The following is a 19,211-nucleotide window of genomic DNA, read 5'->3' as shown; positions in this document are numbered from 1 at the left end:
TTCCGGTGTAATGCATTCAGTCCGGCTTACCGCACAAAAAGATATCCGTTTGCAGCACCCAATCAAGTTTTGGTTGGGTGCTTTTGATTTATAGAAACTTCCGGATTATTGAATCAGTGTGTTTACAGATAATCCAAGATTTATCTTAAATTAGAAAGAACACGCGACGCTTATATTAATACTCACGCAAGGGGTAAAAGCCCTCGCAACGGTTGCAAGGCGTTCTTGAAAGCCTGGCTCCACAAAAGCTAAACATCAAACCCTGATTCGCGCCACTAGAGCTTAGCAAAGCTCGGCGGAGCCAATGCTTCAAGCGTGGCTGGTCGAGTCAGTAATCAATTTTCTTTGGAATTCAAACTGAAATGACCAAGACTCGACGTTCTACATTAATTGTTTTTGTAATTCAGATCATCATGATCTGCGGCCTCGGCGTTTTCTTCGAGACGCTGAAGGAAGTTATTTCTCACAACCCTGTTGTCAATTCACTGATCCTCGCTGTTTTAATATCGTCGATTGTTTATTCCATATTCGCTGCAGTAGTTGTGTTTCGTGGCGAGTCTACCTGGACGCGTATTGCAGTTAATCCTGCTTCACCGAACGCGCTGAAAACTGTTGCAAAACACTTTCCGGATGTTGGACACGCGGAAGCAGCGCATCGTCATTCGGCAATCGAAGCGCTCAACGAAGCTCTTGAATGGCGCGGCCGGATGCTGGACTACGCATCGGGCGTGCTGATCGGCCTGGGATTGCTCGGCACGTTCGTCGGCCTCATGCACACCATGGCGGGTATCAAGGACGCCATGGCGCTGGTATCGGGCGCTGGCGGAAAGGCCTCGGCGAGTGCGTTGATTGGTGGCCTGACCGCGCCGCTGGCCGGTATGTCGACGGCATTCTCCGCTTCGCTGCTCGGTTTGATCGGCTCGCTCGCGGTGGGCGCACTGGCTCAGTTCATCAGCCGTTCTTCAAGCAACTGGATTGAATCGATCCGCGAATGGGCAACGGTGGTCGGCGGTGACGAATCCACCGGCGACGCTGCACCCGCCACTGGCGGAAACAACAACGCCGCGATGGTTCGCATCGAACACGTGGCGAGCGCTATTGAAGCGCGTATTGCGCAACTCGTCGATGTAACCAGCGCCGGCCGTAAAGAACAGGACCGCCTTGCCGCTGCGAGCTTCGATGCGCTGAATCGCATGGCCAATCTGGCGGAACGCCAGGAGGTTTTGCTCGGTGGAATCCAGCACAGCTTGCAAGCCAACACGGTTGCAATGGAATCGGCGAAAGAAGCCGTCATCACCATGGCGGCGAGCGTGGAAGCAAATCGCGTTCAAGTGACGGCAGCCGTGGACAGCGTGACGGACGTACTTGTCGATATCAAGACGAATACGGAACACACGGTTGCAGGACTCGAAGCATTCCAAAGCAGTCTGGCGACCAAGCACGCCGCGCTGGAGAAGATGAGCGTATCGGTGCAAATGCAGCGCAACGCGGTGATGGACTGCGTCGAGCAAATCTCTCGTGCTCGCGTAGCGATCGAATCGGGACGCGTCCGCGCTCCCGGCTCAGCGGTCGCCATGGCCGAAGCAGCGTAAGGAGCAATTCATGGCACAAACCTCCTACGCACCAAAAAAGCTGCTTGCAGCCCTCATGTTCAGCGGTGTCTGCGCTAGCGCATCGGCCGCGGACAACCAGATCCTGACTCGACTCGTCGACCGGATGATCAACAATCCGTCGACAGCAACGCCTTCGGCCAACCCGCTTCAGCTGGGGCAATACCCCATTCCCCCGGCGGTTCGTCCTCCGAAAACAGATGTCAACGGCGCACTCGACGGACAACTGCTGGCTCCGCCAACGAGCGACCTGCCCAACGTCCCGGCTGCAGAACGCGCCGATGGAAACATCGAAAGGTCGTCGGCAGCGAATCAGGCAACCGGCAACACGATGGATCTCGCCCGTTCGCTCGATGCCGCAACCGACAACGCGTTGTCCACCAAAATTGCCCGCGGTCAGGCGGATCAAGCGCAGGCACGTGTAATGGGCGCACGCTCCGCTTACTTCCCGAAGTTGAGCGTGATCGCGAAGACGCCGGACAAGATCGTCGGCGCGTCGCAAGGATATGGCCGGAGCTACGACCAGGCAGCGCAGGCAAGCGCCACGCTGCAATACACCATGTTCGATTTCGGCCGTCGGAAGAACCAGGTGCAGAGTGCATCGCTCGCGGCCAAGGCATCGGAAAGCGCGTACCAGAGCGAAGTCGAAACACTCACGTTCGAAACCTCGCGCGCTTATCTCGATGTAGTCAAAAACCAGCATCTGAGCAAGATCGCCGATGACTACATTGCGCAGGTGCGACGCCTCAACCAGGTGATCGAACAGCGTGTGAGCGGTGGCCTTGCAGCGCAATCGGACGCCATTCGCGGACAACTAGCGCTGACTTCGGCACAGGCACGCGGCCGGCAAATCAAGTTGCAGCTCGCGAAATCCGAGCAACAGTTTCGCTCCATAACGGGGAAGGACGCGCTGCCGGCATCGCTCGATGCAGTCAAGCAATTGCCGCTCGTCGATGTTCAGCCGCTGCTCGACGCAGACGCCGACGCCAATCTCGCCGTGCAGGCGCGTCGTCTGGATGTGGCGAGCAACATGGCCATGGTGAATGTCGAGCGCGCGTCGCGTTATCCGCGTATCGATCTAGTTGGTACGTATAGAAAGCCGCTTCAGTCAGTGCCTTCGCCGGGCAGCTCGGTGATGGTGCAAGTGTCGTTCGATCTGTTCGACGGCGGCCTGCGCAAGTCGCGCATCAATGAAGCCGTGGCCGCCAAATATGTCGCGCAACAGCAGCTTGAACAAGAACTGCGCAACGTGAACGATCAAAAACAATCGTTGCAGTCGGACTGGAGCAGCGCACGCGATCAGTGGACCTTGAGCGTTGAAGGCGAGAAGCAGGCGCTGCGCACGCTCGATCTGTACGCGGACGAGTTCCGCCTCGGCACACGGCCGCTGTCCGATCTCATCAGCGCGCAAGTCGATTTGTTCAGTGCGCGAAGTGATCGTGAACAAGCCGAGGCGAGCTACAAACTTTCGACGCTCGCGCTCTACAACCTCGATGCACGAACAATGGACGGGCTGCGCGCCCTCAATCTGGTGAAGGGAGAAATGTAATGTCTGCTAGCTCGAAAAGTAACCATATCTGGCCGGCTTACGTCGACATGATGACCGTGTTGTTGATGGTCTACATGCTGCTAAGCATGATCTTCCAGGTGCTCGCAGCAATGGCCACGCCTTCATCGGGAACGCCAGACGCGCCGCCTGTTTCCAACGCGACGTCCGCGGAGGCAATGGCCGTCACGCATCAGGCGACGATGGACGACAGCCTGACGCAACTGCCGACGGATTTCGTCGCGAAAGTCGGCGAGGACGAAAATTTCCTCCAGCCGGCCGAACGTGCCGCCACGCGTGCCTGGATCAGCCAGAACGCGGCAGCTATTCGCGCACGGGGCATCCTGGTGTTTTCGCTGACGCGCACGACCGACGCACCGCTCGGCGTGCGCCTGCGAATGCAGTTCGAGCGCTCGCTCATGGTGGTGTCCATCGCCGATGAACTGAAGATTCCCCGCGACAAGATCGAGTTGAGGAATCCGGTTCCGGAGAAGGGAACGCAGGACTCCATCATCCTCCGGCTCAAGTAAGCGGCGGCCTTATTACTCAGCGGCACGGCGTCTCGTGCAGAGGTACTCAACATGAATAAATTCGAAATTACCAGGAAGAAAGTGGCCGATGTCGTTGCGCCATATCGCCGGTTTGCGCCACGCGGTGTAACGGGCGCCGCGCTGCTGGGGCTGATGCTGTTCGCGCTCTGGTCAACCGCGTTCAAACTCGACGTCCTGGTTCACGGACCGGGCGTGATCCGGGTGGAAAGCCACAACATCGTGGTCCAGCATCCTGATGGCGGCCAGCTCGAAAAGCTGCTGGTGCGTGAAGGGCAATCGGTTCACAAAGGCCAGTTGCTTGCGGTGATGGACAACACGTATGTATCCGAGGAGTTCGCCAAGAATACGGCGGCGCTCGATACGCTGCGTCTTCGCGAACAGCGGCTGGTTGCCGAGATCGCACGGACGCCGTTCACTCCGGCCGAGTCGGCGGAGCCGGAACATGCAAAGGCTATCGCTAGCGAAAAGGGATTTTACGAGTCGCGCCAGCGGACATTGGAACAGTCCATTTCCATTTCCGCTGTGCAGGCCGATCAGCGTTCCGCGCAACTGGCGGAATTGCGCAGCCGTATCGCGGATCAAGAAAAAGAAGTGGCCCTGATGCGACAGCAGGTCGACATGATCGAACCGCTCGTGCGTAAAGGCGCGGCCGCCGAGGGCGTGCTGCTGCAGAAGCGGACCGACCTGCAAAGCTCGCAAGGTGCATTGAACGAAGCGCGCGCGAAGGTTCCGCGATTGATTGCGGAAGAGCGCGAGTATCGGCTGAAGGTGGATCAGACCAAAACGGATTTCATATCCGATGCACAAAAACAATTGTCGCAAGTGCGCGATGAACTGGCGCAATCGAACGCGAAGACATCGGCCAGCGAGGATCGTCGCAAACAGGCGCAGATACTCAGCCCTGCCGACGGCGTGATCCAGCGCGTCGTGAATCCTCACGCGGGCGCGGTCGTCAAACCCGGCGGCGATTTGTTCGAGATTGCCCCAAGCGACGTGCCGCTGGTCGCGCAGGTCAAGATCCGTCCCGAAGACCGGGACAAGATCTGGCAAGGCATGCCGGTGCGTGTGCACGTGAATGCTTTCGGCAACAGTTATACGGACACGCTGAATGGGCGCGTGGAGGTGGTCAGCGCCGACGCGCTGGGCGACGACCGCACGGGGCGCTTTTACGACGTCACCGTGGAAGTTCCCAAAGCAAATCTGAAGAAGCCGATATATCCAGGCATGGCCGTAGAAGGTTACTTGCTCGCGGGGCATCGTTCGCTCGCGCAGTATCTTTTGAAGCCGCTGATGACGGGCGCATCGACCGCGCTTTCCGAGTCCTGATATCCGTACGTTGTAAATCATATTGTTGAACGGTTCATGTTGATGGACCGTCCTGCTGGAGCCTTAACATGAAATTGCCAATCCCCAAACAACTCGACACAACGGTCATTCTCGAGACGTACTCGAAAAACGAGTTGCCGTTCAAATTCTCCGACGTGCAGATTTCCATCAACGGTCCTGACATCGTTGTCAAGACTGCCGACGGACACACCATGACTTTCCCGTTCGCGGCGCAATTTGCGACCATGGGCAAGCAGGTCTTCACGTTGGTATTCGCCGATGGAAAAGAGATTCCGTCGGATCAGTTGCTGGCCTATGTGACCACGGTCACGGTCGCGCCAAACGCTGCCGCGCCTGTTGCGCATCACGAAGAAAGCAAGGGCGCGGCTGAAAAGGAAACATCGAAAGAGGTGAGCAAGGAAGAGACCAAAGTGGTCACGAAAGAGGAGGTCGTTGTTGTTGAAACGCCGCCGCAGGAAGCCGCGGGCGCCGACCATAGCGACGCGGCGCACAAGGCGCCGCCGGTGGTGCATCCGGGAGACCTGAGCAAGCATCGCTTCGATACAGAAGAGTTGCCGCGCGTCGATCATATTGCCGGTATGCCGCCCAAGCCGGAGAATCCGCCGGTTAAAGCCGAACCGGTGCCGCAGGATGAAACGCCTGTAGATGCAACGCCCGTAGAGCCGGCGCCAGCGGACCCGCCGCCCGTAGAACCGACGCCCGTAGAACCGACACCCGTAGAACCGACGCCCGTAGAACCGACGCCCGTAGAACCCACGCCCGTAGAACCGACACCCGTAGACCCGACGCCGGTTGACCCGACGCCGGTAGATCCGACGCCGGTAGACCCGACGCCGGTAGACCCAACGCCGGTAGACCCGACGCCGGTAGACCCGACGCCGCCAATCCCTCCGACATTGAAGGACGTGGTGTTGCTGGAAACGCAAGCTGTCGCCGATCAAACCACCCACGACTATCTCCTGGGTGGCGGGGCGGACGCAGCGCGCACGGACGGCCGGATCTCCACGCAATACGGCGCTCGGAATGTCGATCTAAGCCAGGAAACCGCCAACTGGACCATTCACGCCGATAGCAGTGCTGGCGCGACGGAACCCGGCAGCATGGTGCGTATTGTCAATGCGGGCAGCGTAAGTGAATTGAGCGACGTATCGGTGAGCGCAGATCTCGCGGCCAAAGGCGTGAGCATCATTTTGTGGAATTCCGACGAAGGCATTGCACTTGGTCTCAAGTCCAACGAGTTTGCGCTGCGTTATCCGATCTCCAAGCAAGTGCTCGATGGCGTGTTCAGCATCCATATCGACTTTGTCGATGCAGAGTCCGGACAAGCTGGCTCGACCGATCTCAAGTTCCAGGTCATCGATTCCCCCACGGCCTTGCGCAACGAGAGCGATGTCTACCAGCTGAGCCGTCACGACAACGACGTGTCGATCCACGCCGGTTCCGGCGATGACACCATCATTGCCGGCACGGCGAACGGCGTCTACGACGGCGGCGGCGGCGTGAACACGCTCGATTATTCCGGATTTACATCGGCGCTCTCAGTGGACCTTTCCGCCGATGTACGCAGCGCACTCGGCATAACGCCGACCGGTGAAATCACGGTCGACATGGGCCGCGTCAAGTCTGGCGACACCACGAACAGTATTGAAAACATCCAGATCATCAAGGGTGGCTCGGGCGCCAACACGTTCATTGGCAACGCATTCGACCATCAGTTCATAGGCGGCTCGGGCGACAACACGTTTATCGCGAATGGCGGCAACAACGTATACACCGGCGGTGGCGGCAAGAACGTGCTCGACTATTCGCGAGCCGGAGCAGGCGCGTTCGACACCGCCACCCTCGGCGCCAGCGGACGCACGCTCGTACTCGATGGCGTTGATATCGACATGTCGAAAGGCGTGACGTCGAACAATGGCTGGACCGATGCGAATGGCAAGTCGGCAGTCGATCATTTCAGCGGCGTGAATCAGATCACGGGTTCGGCGCATAACGATCGCATCAAGGGCAGCGACGGCGATGACGTCATCTTCGCCGGCGGCGGTGACGACCTGATCATCGGCAGTGGCGGGAACGACACTATCGACGGTGGCACGGGTTTCAACACGATCAGCTATGCCGAGATGACAGGCGCGGTCGATGTCGATCTAAACGGTGCAACCGGAAAAGCTGTCAAGAGCGACGGCGGCGTGGATTCACTCGCGCATATCCAGTCTGTCATCGGCGCGGCGGGCGGCGGCACGCTGACCGGATTGACCGGCAGCGACAATTTGTTGATCGGCACCGGTGGCGACACGCACTTTGTAACGAACGCGGGCGTGAACCAGCTTTACGGCGGTGCGGGTAACAACACGTTCGACGTCATGCAGGGGACCAACACGATCGTAGGCGGCGCCACGTCCAATACAGCAAGATCTGTCGGCGGCGCGAACACCTTTTATGCCGGCGATGGCGTCAACGTATTCGCCGCGGATGGCGGCAACACCTTATACAAGGGCGGCGCTGGCACCAACACGTTCACGAGCACGAACGCCGGAACGAACACCATGATCGGCGGGAGCGGCACGAGCGAATTCCACGCAACGGGCGGCGGCTCGAACTCGATCACCGCCGGCACCGGAGACATGCATGTCTTCAGCGGCGGCGCCAACAATACGGTCACGGGCGGTTTGGGCGGAAGGGTCACCGTGGATTACACCGCTTACGAAGGCGACGGACACCTGGAAATCTCGCTCGACCGTAACCTCGCGCTCGTTGGGAACGACTTTGTCGACCGATTGTTCGACATCGACGTGATCATTGGGAACAAGAGTGGAAACAGCACGATCCGGGGCGCCAATCACGGCATCGAGATTCACGTTTCCGGCGACAACAATTTGATGATCGGCGGGACGGGCACCAATATTTTCGATGGTGGATCAGGTGCGAACAATACGGTCGACTACAGCAACTCGACAGGTGCGTTGAATATCAATCTGGAAACAGGCGTTGTTTCGAAAAATGGTAATGGCTTTACGGACCGGATTACCAATATCGACAGGATCGTGGGCAATAACGCATCAGGCAATGTGTATCAAGGAAAGAACGGCGCAAACAATTGGATTGATCTGGGTACAGGCGCTAACGACACTGTCATTGCATCGAAGGGCAACGATACCTACGTAAGCCATAACGCGACCAGCAAACTCGATTACTCGCAGCTTAACGCCGGAATTCAGCTCGACACGGGCACAGGCATTGTGCAGAAGGGCTCAAACGGCCAGGACACGTTGGTGAATGGGTTCGGCACCGTGGTGGGTACTAATCATGGCGATTCCTTCGTGGTAAGCAATCTGGTCAATATCAGCGGAGGCGCGGGTGACGACAAGATTGCCATAAAAGGAAATCCGTATGCGTCGATTATCGATGGCGGAGGCGGACGCAATGAACTCGATGCAACTGCTGTAAACGGTGGCGCTTTCACCGCATTCGTTCTTAATCCGGACGGGCGTAGCGGAACTGTGCAAGGTGATAACACAGCTAACTGGACGACCGGTACAGTGGCAAACGGTGCTACTGGATACGCGACATTCAAGAACATCGACGCAATCAAGACATCGAACTTGATGAGCAATCTTGTCAACTGGGGCACCGCGAATCATGTCACGATCAACGGCGCTGCGAACCAGCAGGATTACTACTTCGTGAATGGCGGTGGCAACAAGATCGACGGCAACTATCACGGAACCGGAGAGAGCATTGCCGCACAAAGCGCATCCCGGGCGGTTATTTCGTATGTGAAAACTACGACTGGCTTGAATGCCGATTTCGATGCTGGAACGGTGTCGTTCACCGACGGCCGGGAAAGCGACACGCTGACTAACTTCAGCCGGTTCCGCGGTACGACGGGCGATGACATTATCAAGGGGCATGCCAACCAGAGCGATTGGATTATTGCATCCGATGGCAGCGATTCAATCGACGCGGGTGGCGGCACGAGTAACGTGTATGCCGTTGCGGACGCTACGCTCGTTGTTCACGCTGACTTCGATACTGGATTAGTGGTCAAGACGGTCGCTGGTGGGGCGCTGATCGGCAACGATACGATCGCGAATTTCCAGCAGTACAGCGGAGGCAGCCAGAATAACGACTGGGTGCACGGTAAAGACGGCGTAGACATGACTTTCTCAATGGGCAGCGCGGGCACCAAGACGCTCATGGCCAGTAACGCTAATAACACCATAATCGGCGGCGGCAGCACTACCACCATCAATTACTCCAACATGGACGCACCCATCACGGTAGACCTTGCCAACGGGAAGGTAACTAAAAGCACAAGCGTCGATACATACAGCGCAGTCTCAAAAGTGGTAGGAACAACCGGCGATGACGTCTTTACATTCAACACGCAGGCCGACGTGACCAAAACCAGTCAGGATGGCGGCGGAGGAAATGACGTATTGCAAAAGACGGGTAATACAGCTTCGACGTACGACCTCACCACCATGCTGGCGAAAGTGACGAATATTCAGAAGATCGATTTCTCGACCAGTACCGCCGCGGACAAAATAACCATCGACTTTACTGGCCTCCTGACACGCGGAAATGAAACGCTGACAATCAATACCGGATCGAAAGACACTATATCCATGTCCCATAACGCCGCGCTCGACGGATGGACGCATACTACGTCGGTCAGTGACGGACATACGACCGACACTTATGCGCTCGGCGGTCATCAATTGATCTGGAATCACTGAGTCTGTGGTTCGTTTTTATATTTGAAACTATTCCATTAAAGCAAGTATTTCAATTCGGATAGCTAATCTCTTAAACGTGAACGCGGCCGAAGAACATGCCGCGTGCTTATCCCTCTGCACGCCGGTGCCTGAGATTGCGCTCCCGCAACTAAAGAAAGGACAAAAATAATGAATATCCAAATGGAGTATCCCGCAGCGGCATTACTTCAAGCTGCGGGCATTGCAATTACTGGTATCCACGGTGAGCTGGCTCAGGAGCGGTGGCGTCGCACGTGTGCCGCGCTCGCGGGCACGAGCAGTGAAAATGCGTTGCTCGATCAGGTTGGACGCGAATACGGGCTTGATTTTTTGCCAGTGCGAGCGAGCATGCAGCGACTCGACGGCGATGTATATCTCGCACGCGACGACAGCCAATTATGGCAATGCGTCAGCGTGCAAAACGGTGTGCTGACCGATGGTGTTTCGACCGGAAGTCAGGGCAATGCCGCGTTATCAGCCAGCGTGAAGCCGCTGTATCGCGTGGTAAAGGTTCAGCGTCTTGGCGCATTGTCATTTCACACGTTCATCAATCAGTGGCGTAAAGAAGGCCGGCTCTTGTCGCAACTGCTGTGGGGCACGTTTGCGCTCAATCTTTTTGCGCTCGTCATTCCGCTGTACATGAATGCTATCTATAGCCGCGTGATTCCTGCGCAAGCGGACGCGTCGCTGTGGGTTCTATCCTTTGGCGCGTTGCTCGCGTTCGGACTCGAGTATCTGTTTCGCATGGAACGCGCCAAAGTCATGGTCGGATTGTCGCGCTCGATCCGTAGCCACATTGAACCCCAAGTTGTCGATCAACTCGTGCGCGCGCCGCTATCGCGCACCACCGACTGGGGTATGGCAACGCTCAACGGACTGACTGGATGGGCCAAGGCACGGTCGCTGTTCTGGAGTCTCGCGGCGAGCACGGTACTCGACGTGCTGTTCTGCGTGATGTTTTTTACGGTGATCGCCATTGTTGCCGGTTGGCTGGTGTTCGTGCCGCTCGCAATCTGGATCATCGAGTGCGCAGTCGTATGGCGCTTCGATAAACATCTGCAGCGAAGCGGTCTCGAAACGCCGTCTACGCCTTTCGCGCCACTCGCGAAACCGTCGGCTTACTCGGCTGGTGGCGCATTCGACCTGTTGCGAAGCATGTTTTTGAGCAACGTGGAGCGCAATACATCCGTGGAGGAACGCAAGCACGTGCTGCAGACGCGCTGTTACGCGGTGCTGATGGCGTTGTCTTCGGTGCAGACCGTGGCTACGGTTGTTGCGGCGTTTTATCTCCTGCAAGGCGGTCATCTTGCGGCGGGCGCGCTGTTCGCCACTGTGATCCTTGCTGGCCGCCTTGGACAACCGGTGTTCGCGCTGGTCAGCGTCCTTCCCGTTCTGCGGCAGTTGCGCGCGGTGTTCGCCGGCATCAATCGCACAAACGAATCGGCCACGGTTACGGATGCAAATATTGTCCAGGCCGTACCGAACGAGCAGGGATGGCGTGCCGTCGATCTGCAGTTCAGCTATATGCCGAATCAGCCATTGTTAAGCGGCATCAATCTCCAGATATTGCCGGGCGAGAAGGTCGCGATTGTTGGTGCGCCTGCATCCGGAAAAAGTACGCTCGCGCATATTTTGCTCGGGCTCATGCCGCCGGAACACGGCCAGGTTCGCTACAACGGGCAGCGGCTGACAGGTCGTCGCGTGGAAGCGCTGAGTTATCAGACGCACTACATGGGTCAGGACGGCATGCTGCTTGGCGACACGCTGGGTGAATATTTGTCGGCTGAGACGCCTGAAACCGATGAAGCCTGCGTCGCCGCATTGAGCCGCGCGCCATTGCAATGGCTGCCGCCCATGCTGCCGGATGGTCTGCACACGCGCTTCGACAAAATGCCTGCAAGGCTGACTTCGGCGCAACGTCAAATGCTCGCAATGGCGCGTCTCGCGTTGACGCAACGTCCCATCTGGCTGCTCGATGAACCGACGGCCAATCTCGACGGACCGACTGAAAAGGCGTTTATTGAACTGGCAAAGGACAAGATGAGCTCGGCGACAACGGTCGTGCTATTGACCGATCGTGGCAATCTGCTCTCGCTTGTTGAGCGCGTGATTGTTTTGACCGATGGAAGCGTTGCCTTCGACGGTTCGCGCGATGCATTTACGAAAATGCGTGCTCACGCCGCGGATGTTTGAGATGGAACGCAATACGCTTGGAGTGCGCGACCAGAAGGACGGAGGCGGCGGTAGACAGTCTTCGTTGCAACGAGATCTATCCCGTTTTGTTGCTATTGTGAGCAGCAGCATCGTCTTCTCGACCGCAACAGGAAATGCAAATGCCTCGCCTCCCCAGCCAAGTCTCACCACCGTTTCAATAGATCCGATCAGTGTCGGGGATCTCAATTCGCTTGATAGCGAGGCTATTGCGGCCAGGATATTTCCCGACGAAGAGCCGGATGCATCGGCTCAAGCAAGTCCGTTGACTGCATCGACGGCATCGAGCGCGAAACTTGCCGGCGTAGTGAAAAAAGCAGAAACAATGATTGGCGTGCCTTATCTATGGGGCGGTAATTCGCCAGAAGAAGGTCTTGATTGCAGCGGTTTCGTGCGCTATGTCTATCAGAAAGTGACGGGAATGCTGCTGCCCAGACTATCGGCGCAAATTAGCACGAAAGGCAGTGCCATCGCGCAACCCGACCTGCATCCGGGCGACCTGGTTTTCTTTAATACGCCGAGGGGCGCGGCTACGCACGTTGGCATTTACGTAGGCGACCAGCAATTCATTCACGCACCGCGAACAGGCGCGTTTATTCGTATTGAATCAATGAAAAGCGCTTATTGGACATCGAGATATTACGGGGCAAGGCGGGTTACCTGAAGCGCGGAATTTTTTTGCTTGATCCGCGATTGTTGAGACATCGCCGGGTATATGGCGTCTTGATATCAATCCAAGCGAGTCATCGAAGATATCTCAAACCGATTTGGGAATTCGCCTATGAGGATTCTCAAATCATCCTAATAGAATACTTTTTGAAGAAGGCGGAGGAAGCGGCAATCGCGTGACCTGATATCGAGGCTATGAATTAATCAGTCACGCACGATAACTGATGCGGTTTCCTGGATATGTTGATCCCACCATTTTTAAAGAAAATCTAACATTTTAGGAATGCGTATCACTTATGAAAAAGCAATATACAACGGTACTGAACAAGGTCATCGAGAAGCAGGTTTCTGTCGATCAGAAAAGCAATGTTGGCTTTCGATTGTTCGAAAGGAAGCATGCGATTCAACTAGCGCGTCCTTCAAAAGATAAAGGTCCCGCCAGCTTGCGGTTGTGGTTATGAACTCGGCGATGATCGAAATGACAAAGCATCTTTCCCACGACGCGCGGTTCGCTGCAGCTGCGCCCGCTGGCACAGCGCCGCAAGGAGCGCGATATTCCCGCTTGTTGGCCGTCGCGTTCGGCACGCTTGTAATCGCTTCGGCGTCCACAACGGCTTCTGCTGTGCCAATGAATATGGATTCCGTGTCGGCATCATCGTTGGACTTGAGCAGTTTGTTCGCCCAGGAAACCGCGACAGCGAGCTTGAGCCGCAAGCATGTAGCCATGGGCGCTATTAAGGGCAAAAATCCTGTCTCGCTCAACGGCGATGCCCTGCTTTACGTTCCGGCTCAAGAAGGTAATGCCGCCAGTGAAAACGGATTCACTAGCGTCGCGCCCACCACGAGACTTTCCGACGTTCTCGAAAAAGCCGAAACCATGATTGGCGTTCCGTATTCATGGGGCGGCAATACGCCGGAGCAAGGACTCGATTGCAGTGGTTTCGTGCGATACGTGTATCAAGAAGCAACTGGCATTTTATTGCCGCGTGTATCGTCGCAAATAAGCCGGAAAGGCGTGGCAATCACCCGAACGAATCTTCACCCTGGCGATCTAGTGTTCTTCAACACCACGCGAGGCACGGCGACTCACGTTGGCATCTATGTTGGTGAAAACCAGTTCATTCATGCGCCGAAGAAAGGTGCGTTCGTGCGTATCGAATCCATGAAGAGCGCCTATTGGACTCGCCGATATTACGGCGCGCGCCGCGTTGCCTGACGTGCTCGAATGTAGTGGCTCTAAAAATAAAACGCCCGATGAACATTCATCGGGCATTTTGCCATGCGTTACAAAAACGTCACGCCACTTGCCGCGTTTCACTGCCTGCCGGCGCGCGCCATTTCGCCAGCAATGCATTCCATTTGACCCGCGCTGCATTGACGTTATTGTCTTTCACGTGACCATAACCGCGCATGGAATCAGGCAAGCTCGCCAGTTCGATTGCCAGCGGCAATTTATCGAGCGTCAAGCCGCCAATCAACTCCTTCACCAGCGCTTCGTAATCCGCGATCAATGCGCGTTCCATTTTGCGTTCATCGGTCTTGCCGAAAACATCCAGCGACGTACCGCGCAAGAACTTCATTTTCGCCAATACTTTCATCGCCGATAAAACCCACGGCCCGTATTGCTTCTTGATGAGATGGCCGTGCGCGTCTTTCTTCGAGAACATAGGCGGCGCGAGATGGAAGTTGATCTTCCAGTCGCCTTCAAAGCTGCCCTTCAAGCGCTCGACAAACGCCGGATCGGCATAAAGGCGCGCGACTTCATATTCATCCTTGTACGCCATCAGCTTGTGCAGATTCCGGGCGACCGCTTCGGTTAGCGCGTACTGACCGTCCGGCACGCCGAGCGCCGCTTCGGCCACGCGAACTTCGGCCACGAGCCGGCCGTATCGCGCGGCATAAGCCTCGTTCTGATAATCGGCGAGATAGCCGATGCGCTTTTCAATCAACGCATCCAGCGCCTTTGGCGTGTGCAGCGTGATGACCTTGCCTTGAACGCCCGCGGAAACAGTGCCACTTTGTCCTTTTACCAGCCGTTCGAGGCCCGGAAGATCGTGCGCCGCGTGACGTCCCCATTCGAACGCCGCGAGATTCTTCTCGACTTGCACCGCATTGAGTTCGATCGCGCGGACGAGCGATTCATGGCGCAACGGCACCCAGCCGCGCTGCCACGCGAAACCGAGCACGAACGGGTTTGTGTATATCGCGTCGCCCAGGAGCGCGACGGCGAAACGGTTGGCATCGACTAACGCAACGTGTTCGCCCGCGGCCGTGCGGATATCCGCTTCCGCGCTCGCGCCCGGGAAGCGCCAGTTCGGGTTCTTGATGAACTCGGCGGTCGGCGTTTCAGCGCTGTTCACGACCACGCGCGTATGGCCAGGCTGCATGCGCGAGCCGCATTCGTCGCTGGCCGTGACAATCGGATCGCAACCGATAACAAGATCCGCCTCACCCATTGCAATGCGCGTGGCGTGGATATCGCCAGGCTGATTCGCAATCTGCACGTGGCTCATCACGGCGCCGCCTTTTTGCGCGAGGCCGGTGACGTCGAGCACGGTCACGCCTTTTTGCTCGAGATGCGACGCCATGCCGAGCAATGCGCCAATCGTCACAACACCAGTTCCACCAACGCCCGTGACCAGCACGCCGAAAGGACGGCCGATTTCAGGAAGCGTGGGCATGGGAACGGGCGTCATGGCATCGCCGGAAATGCTCGATGCTTTCGGCTTCTTCAACTGGCCGCCTTCAACCGTGACGAAGCTCGGGCAGAATCCGTTCACGCACGAGTAGTCCTTGTTGCACGTGGACTGGTTGATCTGGCGCTTCGTGCCGTATTCGGTGTCGAGCGGTTCGACCGACAGGCAATTCGATTTCACCGAGCAATCGCCGCATCCTTCGCAGACGGCTTCGTTGATCACAACGCGCTTTGCCGGATCGGGATACGCGCCGCGTTTCCTTCTGCGGCGTTTTTCGGTCGCGCATGTCTGGTCGTAAATCAGGATCGTAGTGCCCGCGATTTCGCGGAGTTCGCGCTGAACTTCGTCGAGTTTTTCCCGATGATAGATCTGGATTCCAGGCGCAAGGCCGACGTTCGCGTCGTACTTGGACGGTTCGTCGGTGACGATCACGATTTTCTTCGCGCCTTCTGCCGCGAGTTGATGCGTGATTTGCGGCACGGTGAGCACGCCATCGACGGGCTGGCCGCCGGTCATCGCGACGGCGTCGTTATAGAGCAGCTTGTACGTGATATTCGTTTTTGATGCGATCGCCGCGCGTATCGCCAATAGTCCGGAATGGAAATACGTGCCATCGCCGAGATTGGCGAACACGTGCTGGTCGTTCGTGAAAGGCGCTTGCCCGATCCACGCCACGCCTTCGCCGCCCATCTGGCTGAATGTGCTCGTGCTCCGGTCCATCCAGACGGTCATGTAATGGCAACCGATACCCGCCAATGCACGCGATCCTTCGGGCACATTCGTGGATGTATTGTGCGGACATCCCGAGCAGAACCACGGCTTGCGCTCGGCCTCGACGCGCGGCCTCGCCAGCGCACGTTCCTTCGCTTCGATCACCGCAATCCGCGTTGCGATGCGCGCGCGCACTTCGGGCGGAAGATCGAATTTATCGAGCCGCGTTGCAATCGCCTTCGCAATGATCGCCGGCGACAACTCGTAATGTGCCGGCAGCAGCCAGTTGCCCATCGGCACGGACCATTCGCCGCCGGCGCCGTCTTTTTCGTCGAACTTGCCGAATACGCGCGGACGTTGCGCGTCGGGCCAGTTATAAAGCTCTTCCTTGATCGCGTATTCCAGGATCTGGCGTTTTTCCTCGACCACCAGAATCTCTTCCAGCCCGTGCGCGAACGCGTGCGCGCCTTGTGCTTCGAGCGGCCACACGCAACCGACCTTGTACAAACGCACGCCGATGCGCGCGCAGGTTTCATCGTCGAGACCAAGGTCTGATAAAGCCTGACGCACATCCAGATACGCCTTGCCCGCGGTCATGATCCCGAAACGCGCGTTCGGCGATTCAATTTCGATGCGATCCAGCTTGTTCGCGCGCACGTAGGCGAGCGCCGCGTACCACTTGTAGTCGAGCAGCCGCGCTTCCTGAACCAGCGGCGGATCGGGCCAGCGGATATTGAGTCCGCCATCGGGCATCGCGAAATCCGTGGGCAAGACAATCTGCACGCGATTTGGATCGATATCCACCGAAGCCGACGATTCCACCACGTCGGTCACGCATTTCATGGCGACCCAGAGGCCGGAATAACGGCTCATTGCCCAGCCGTGCAACCCGAAGTCCAGGTATTCCTGCACATTCGATGGAAACAGCACCGGCAATCCGCACGCCTTGAAAATGTGTTCCGACTGATGCGCGAGCGTGGAGGATTTGGCGGCGTGATCGTCGCCGGCGAGCACAAGAACGCCGCCTTTCGCCGATGAACCCGCCGAATTCCCATGCTTGAACACGTCGCCGGTTCTATCGACGCCCGGTCCTTTGCCGTACCACATCGAGAAAACGCCGTCGTACTTGGCGCTCGGGTAAAGATTGACCTGCTGCGAACCCCAAACCGCGGTCGCCGCCAGGTCTTCATTCACGCCGGGCTGAAACACGATTTCGTGCGACGCGAGATGTTTCTTCGCTTTCCACAAATGTTGATCGAGCGCGCCAAGCGGCGATCCGCGATAACCCGAAATAAACCCGGCGGTATTCAAACCGGCGGCGTGATCGCGTTGTTGTTGCAGCATCGGCAACCGGACGAGCGCCTGAATCCCGCTCATGTAAGCGCGGCCGCGTTCGAGGGTGTATTTGTCGTCGAGGGTGACGTTCGTGAGCGCGGCCTCAAGCTTGGCTTGTTGTTCCGCGTCTAGTGGGGCATTCATTGTGGGGTCTCTCCGCCTACGTTTGGGATCGCCAAAACTCTTGGGCTTTAGCGTCTTGTGAACGCGGCAGCCGGGATTTTGAGTGTGCCTGTTTTGTATTTCTGACAGCACTGGTAAAAACCCGCTGAAAAGAAATTTCACGATCGTTCGCGTGTTACGAGGTGTAAAAACGCCCGAGTTTTATTTCACGAAGGAACCGCTCGCGGGAAGTTCATTCAAACTCCGCGATGCACATCTCGATGCACGCAGTTGAAGGAGGAAGCAGTGAAGCAAAGATACATTCAGAATTTCTTGATGGTTTCGGCCGCATTTTTCGCGATGAACGCGCCTGTTCGCGTCGGCGCGGCGGCCGGATCCGAGAGTTTGATGACCGGTGCGCCACGCATGGCGCAGGTTCGCATCGAACAGAATTCGAAAAATCAGGCCGCGGACAAAAAAGACAAAGCCTGAAATTCTCACCTTGAATAAAAAACGGCGATCGTTCAGATCGCCGTTTTTTTAGCCTGGCGTGGTGTCCTTGACCACGCCGCGTCGAATCTGATCGAGTTCAATCGATTCGAACAGCGCCTTGAAATTACCTTCGCCAAATCCCTGATTGCCCTTGCGCTGAATGATCTCGAAGAAAATCGGGCCAATCTGGTTTTCCGTGAAGATCTGCAGCAGGATTTCATCGCGCACGCCATCGATCAGAATCTTGCGCTTCTTCAGTTCCGCGACCGATTCGCCGTGGTTCGGCACGCGCCGGTCGACAAGTTCGTAATAGGTATCGATGGTATCCAGCAGCGCGATATCCGCGCGGCGCAAACCGTCGACCGTGTCGTAAATGTTGTTCGTCCCGAGCGCGATGTGCTGAATCCCTTCGCCGCGATACGCATCGAGATATTCCTGAATCTGCCCCGACGTGTCCGAGCCTTCTTCGTTGATCGGAATGCGGATTTTGCCGCATGGCGAACTCATCGCTTTCGACTTCACGGCGGTGACTTTGCCTTCTATATCGAAATAACGCGCCTCGCGGAAATTGAACAGGCGCTCGTAGAACTCGGCCCATTCGACCATTCGCCCGCGATGCACGTTGTGCGTCAAATGGTCGATGTACGTCAGTCCGTGACCTGCCGGATTTTGATCGGCGCCGGGAATCGGCTCGAAATCGACGTCGTAAATGCTGATATCGCCAATAGTGCCGGGCTGCGCGCCGTTCTTGCCGCGCCAGCGGTCCACGAAGTAGATCAGCGAATCGCCTACGCCTTTGATCGCGGGAATGTTGAGTTCCATGGGACCGGTTTTGTTGTCGAAGCCCCATGCGCCGAGATCGAGCGCGCGCTTATAGGCTTTGCCGGCATCGGCGACGCGAAACGCTATTGCGCAAATGGACGGACCGTGCAAACGCGTAAAACGCTGCGCGAAGGAATCGGGCTCGGCGTTGATCAGGAAATTGATCTCACCTTGCCGGTACAACGTCACGTCCTTGTGCCGATGCCGCGCGATCGCAGTGAAACCCATCTGTTCGAAAAGCTTGCCGAGAGCAACCGGATCCGGCGCCGTGTATTCGATGAATTCAAAACCATCCGTGCCGACGGGATTGTCCCAGGTCGTTGGCTGCATGCGTTGTCTCCGTATTCGCGATCAATAGGACA

12 protein-coding genes are annotated in these 19,211 nt (G+C 57.0%); 9 read left to right on the top strand and 3 right to left on the bottom strand.

Annotation, left to right across the window (positions count from 1 at the left end; genetic code table 11):
• Positions 1-362: 362 nt before the first annotated feature.
• The 7 genes from ASG35_RS25995 to ASG35_RS25965 all read left to right on the top strand — a co-directional run bounded on the left by ASG35_RS25995 (position 363) and on the right by ASG35_RS25965 (position 12,686).
• Positions 363-1,592, top strand: coding sequence for a MotA/TolQ/ExbB proton channel family protein (locus ASG35_RS25995; protein WP_156393352.1), 1,230 nt, complete (start codon positions 363-365; stop codon positions 1,590-1,592).
• A 10-nt stretch (positions 1,593-1,602) separates the two neighbouring features.
• Entirely contained in the window at positions 1,603-3,159 is a 1,557-nt protein-coding gene (locus tag ASG35_RS25990; RefSeq protein ID WP_082508615.1) for a TolC family protein, read from the top strand.
• On the top strand, positions 3,159-3,686 hold the full coding sequence (locus ASG35_RS25985; protein WP_156393351.1) for a hypothetical protein: 528 nt from the start codon (positions 3,159-3,161) through the stop codon (positions 3,684-3,686). The genes ASG35_RS25990 and ASG35_RS25985 overlap by 1 nt, the downstream gene beginning before the upstream one ends.
• 51 nt (positions 3,687-3,737) lie before the next feature.
• On the top strand, positions 3,738-5,033 hold the full coding sequence (locus ASG35_RS25980; RefSeq protein ID WP_082508614.1) for an HlyD family type I secretion periplasmic adaptor subunit: 1,296 nt from the start codon (positions 3,738-3,740) through the stop codon (positions 5,031-5,033).
• Positions 5,034-5,101: 68 nt separating this feature from the next.
• Positions 5,102-9,793 carry a beta strand repeat-containing protein gene (locus ASG35_RS25975; RefSeq protein WP_056364386.1) on the top strand — a complete coding sequence of 1,564 codons (4,692 nt, stop codon included), beginning with the start codon at positions 5,102-5,104 and terminating at the stop codon, positions 9,791-9,793.
• Positions 9,794-9,961: 168 nt separating this feature from the next.
• On the top strand, positions 9,962-12,004 hold the full coding sequence (locus ASG35_RS25970; RefSeq protein ID WP_082508613.1) for an ATP-binding cassette domain-containing protein: 2,043 nt from the start codon (positions 9,962-9,964) through the stop codon (positions 12,002-12,004).
• Position 12,005: 1 nt separating this feature from the next.
• Positions 12,006-12,686 (top strand): C40 family peptidase, encoded by a 681-nt coding sequence (locus tag ASG35_RS25965; RefSeq protein ID WP_056364381.1) that lies wholly within the window; start codon positions 12,006-12,008, stop codon positions 12,684-12,686.
• Between the two features lie 335 nt (positions 12,687-13,021).
• On the opposite strand, the gene ASG35_RS31850 is transcribed toward ASG35_RS25965, so the two are convergent.
• On the bottom strand, positions 13,022-13,405 hold the full coding sequence (locus tag ASG35_RS31850) for a hypothetical protein (protein WP_162244444.1): 384 nt from the start codon (positions 13,403-13,405) through the stop codon (positions 13,022-13,024).
• 10 nt (positions 13,406-13,415) lie between these two features.
• Between ASG35_RS31850 and ASG35_RS31845 the strand changes: the two genes are divergently transcribed.
• On the top strand, positions 13,416-13,907 hold the full coding sequence (locus ASG35_RS31845; protein WP_162244443.1) for a C40 family peptidase: 492 nt from the start codon (positions 13,416-13,418) through the stop codon (positions 13,905-13,907).
• Positions 13,908-13,986: 79 nt separating this feature from the next.
• Here the strand turns inward: ASG35_RS31845 and ASG35_RS25955 are convergent, their stop codons facing one another.
• Positions 13,987-17,577: an indolepyruvate ferredoxin oxidoreductase family protein gene (locus ASG35_RS25955; protein ID WP_056364377.1), complete on the bottom strand. Its 3,591-nt coding sequence runs from the start codon at positions 17,575-17,577 to the stop codon at positions 13,987-13,989.
• Between the two features lie 264 nt (positions 17,578-17,841).
• Here ASG35_RS25955 and ASG35_RS25950 point away from each other — a divergent pair, with 264 nt between their 5' ends.
• Positions 17,842-18,027: a hypothetical protein gene (locus ASG35_RS25950; RefSeq protein WP_156393350.1), complete on the top strand. Its 186-nt coding sequence runs from the start codon at positions 17,842-17,844 to the stop codon at positions 18,025-18,027.
• Between the two features lie 48 nt (positions 18,028-18,075).
• Here ASG35_RS25950 and hppD read toward each other — a convergent pair whose 3' ends face one another.
• Positions 18,076-19,179: a 4-hydroxyphenylpyruvate dioxygenase gene (gene hppD / locus ASG35_RS25945; RefSeq protein ID WP_056364373.1), complete on the bottom strand. Its 1,104-nt coding sequence runs from the start codon at positions 19,177-19,179 to the stop codon at positions 18,076-18,078.
• Positions 19,180-19,211: the final 32 nt, after the last annotated feature.

This window comes from Burkholderia sp. Leaf177 (assembly GCF_001424345.1).
GTDB lineage: Bacteria > Pseudomonadota > Gammaproteobacteria > Burkholderiales > Burkholderiaceae > Caballeronia.
Note: the sequence above shows the minus strand (reverse complement) of the source record. Positions and strands in the feature narration are given on the sequence as shown.

Bases quoted from the DNA above. Each gene is read 5' to 3' on its own strand.
- ASG35_RS25995 (WP_156393352.1), top strand. From the start codon at position 363: ATGACCAAGACTCGACGTTCTACATTAATTGTTTTTGTAATTCAGATC.
- ASG35_RS25975 (WP_056364386.1), top strand. From the start codon at position 5,102: ATGAAATTGCCAATCCCCAAACAACTCGACACAACGGTCATTCTCGAG.
- ASG35_RS25965 (WP_056364381.1), top strand. From the start codon at position 12,006: ATGGAACGCAATACGCTTGGAGTGCGCGACCAGAAGGACGGAGGCGGC.
- ASG35_RS25955 (WP_056364377.1), bottom strand. From the start codon at position 17,577: ATGAATGCCCCACTAGACGCGGAACAACAAGCCAAGCTTGAGGCCGCG.
- ASG35_RS25970 (WP_082508613.1), top strand. From the start codon at position 9,962: ATGAATATCCAAATGGAGTATCCCGCAGCGGCATTACTTCAAGCTGCG.
- ASG35_RS25985 (WP_156393351.1), top strand. From the start codon at position 3,159: ATGTCTGCTAGCTCGAAAAGTAACCATATCTGGCCGGCTTACGTCGAC.
- ASG35_RS25980 (WP_082508614.1), top strand. From the start codon at position 3,738: ATGAATAAATTCGAAATTACCAGGAAGAAAGTGGCCGATGTCGTTGCG.
- ASG35_RS31845 (WP_162244443.1), top strand. From the start codon at position 13,416: ATGGGCGCTATTAAGGGCAAAAATCCTGTCTCGCTCAACGGCGATGCC.
- ASG35_RS25990 (WP_082508615.1), top strand. From the start codon at position 1,603: ATGGCACAAACCTCCTACGCACCAAAAAAGCTGCTTGCAGCCCTCATG.
- hppD (WP_056364373.1), bottom strand. From the start codon at position 19,179: ATGCAGCCAACGACCTGGGACAATCCCGTCGGCACGGATGGTTTTGAA.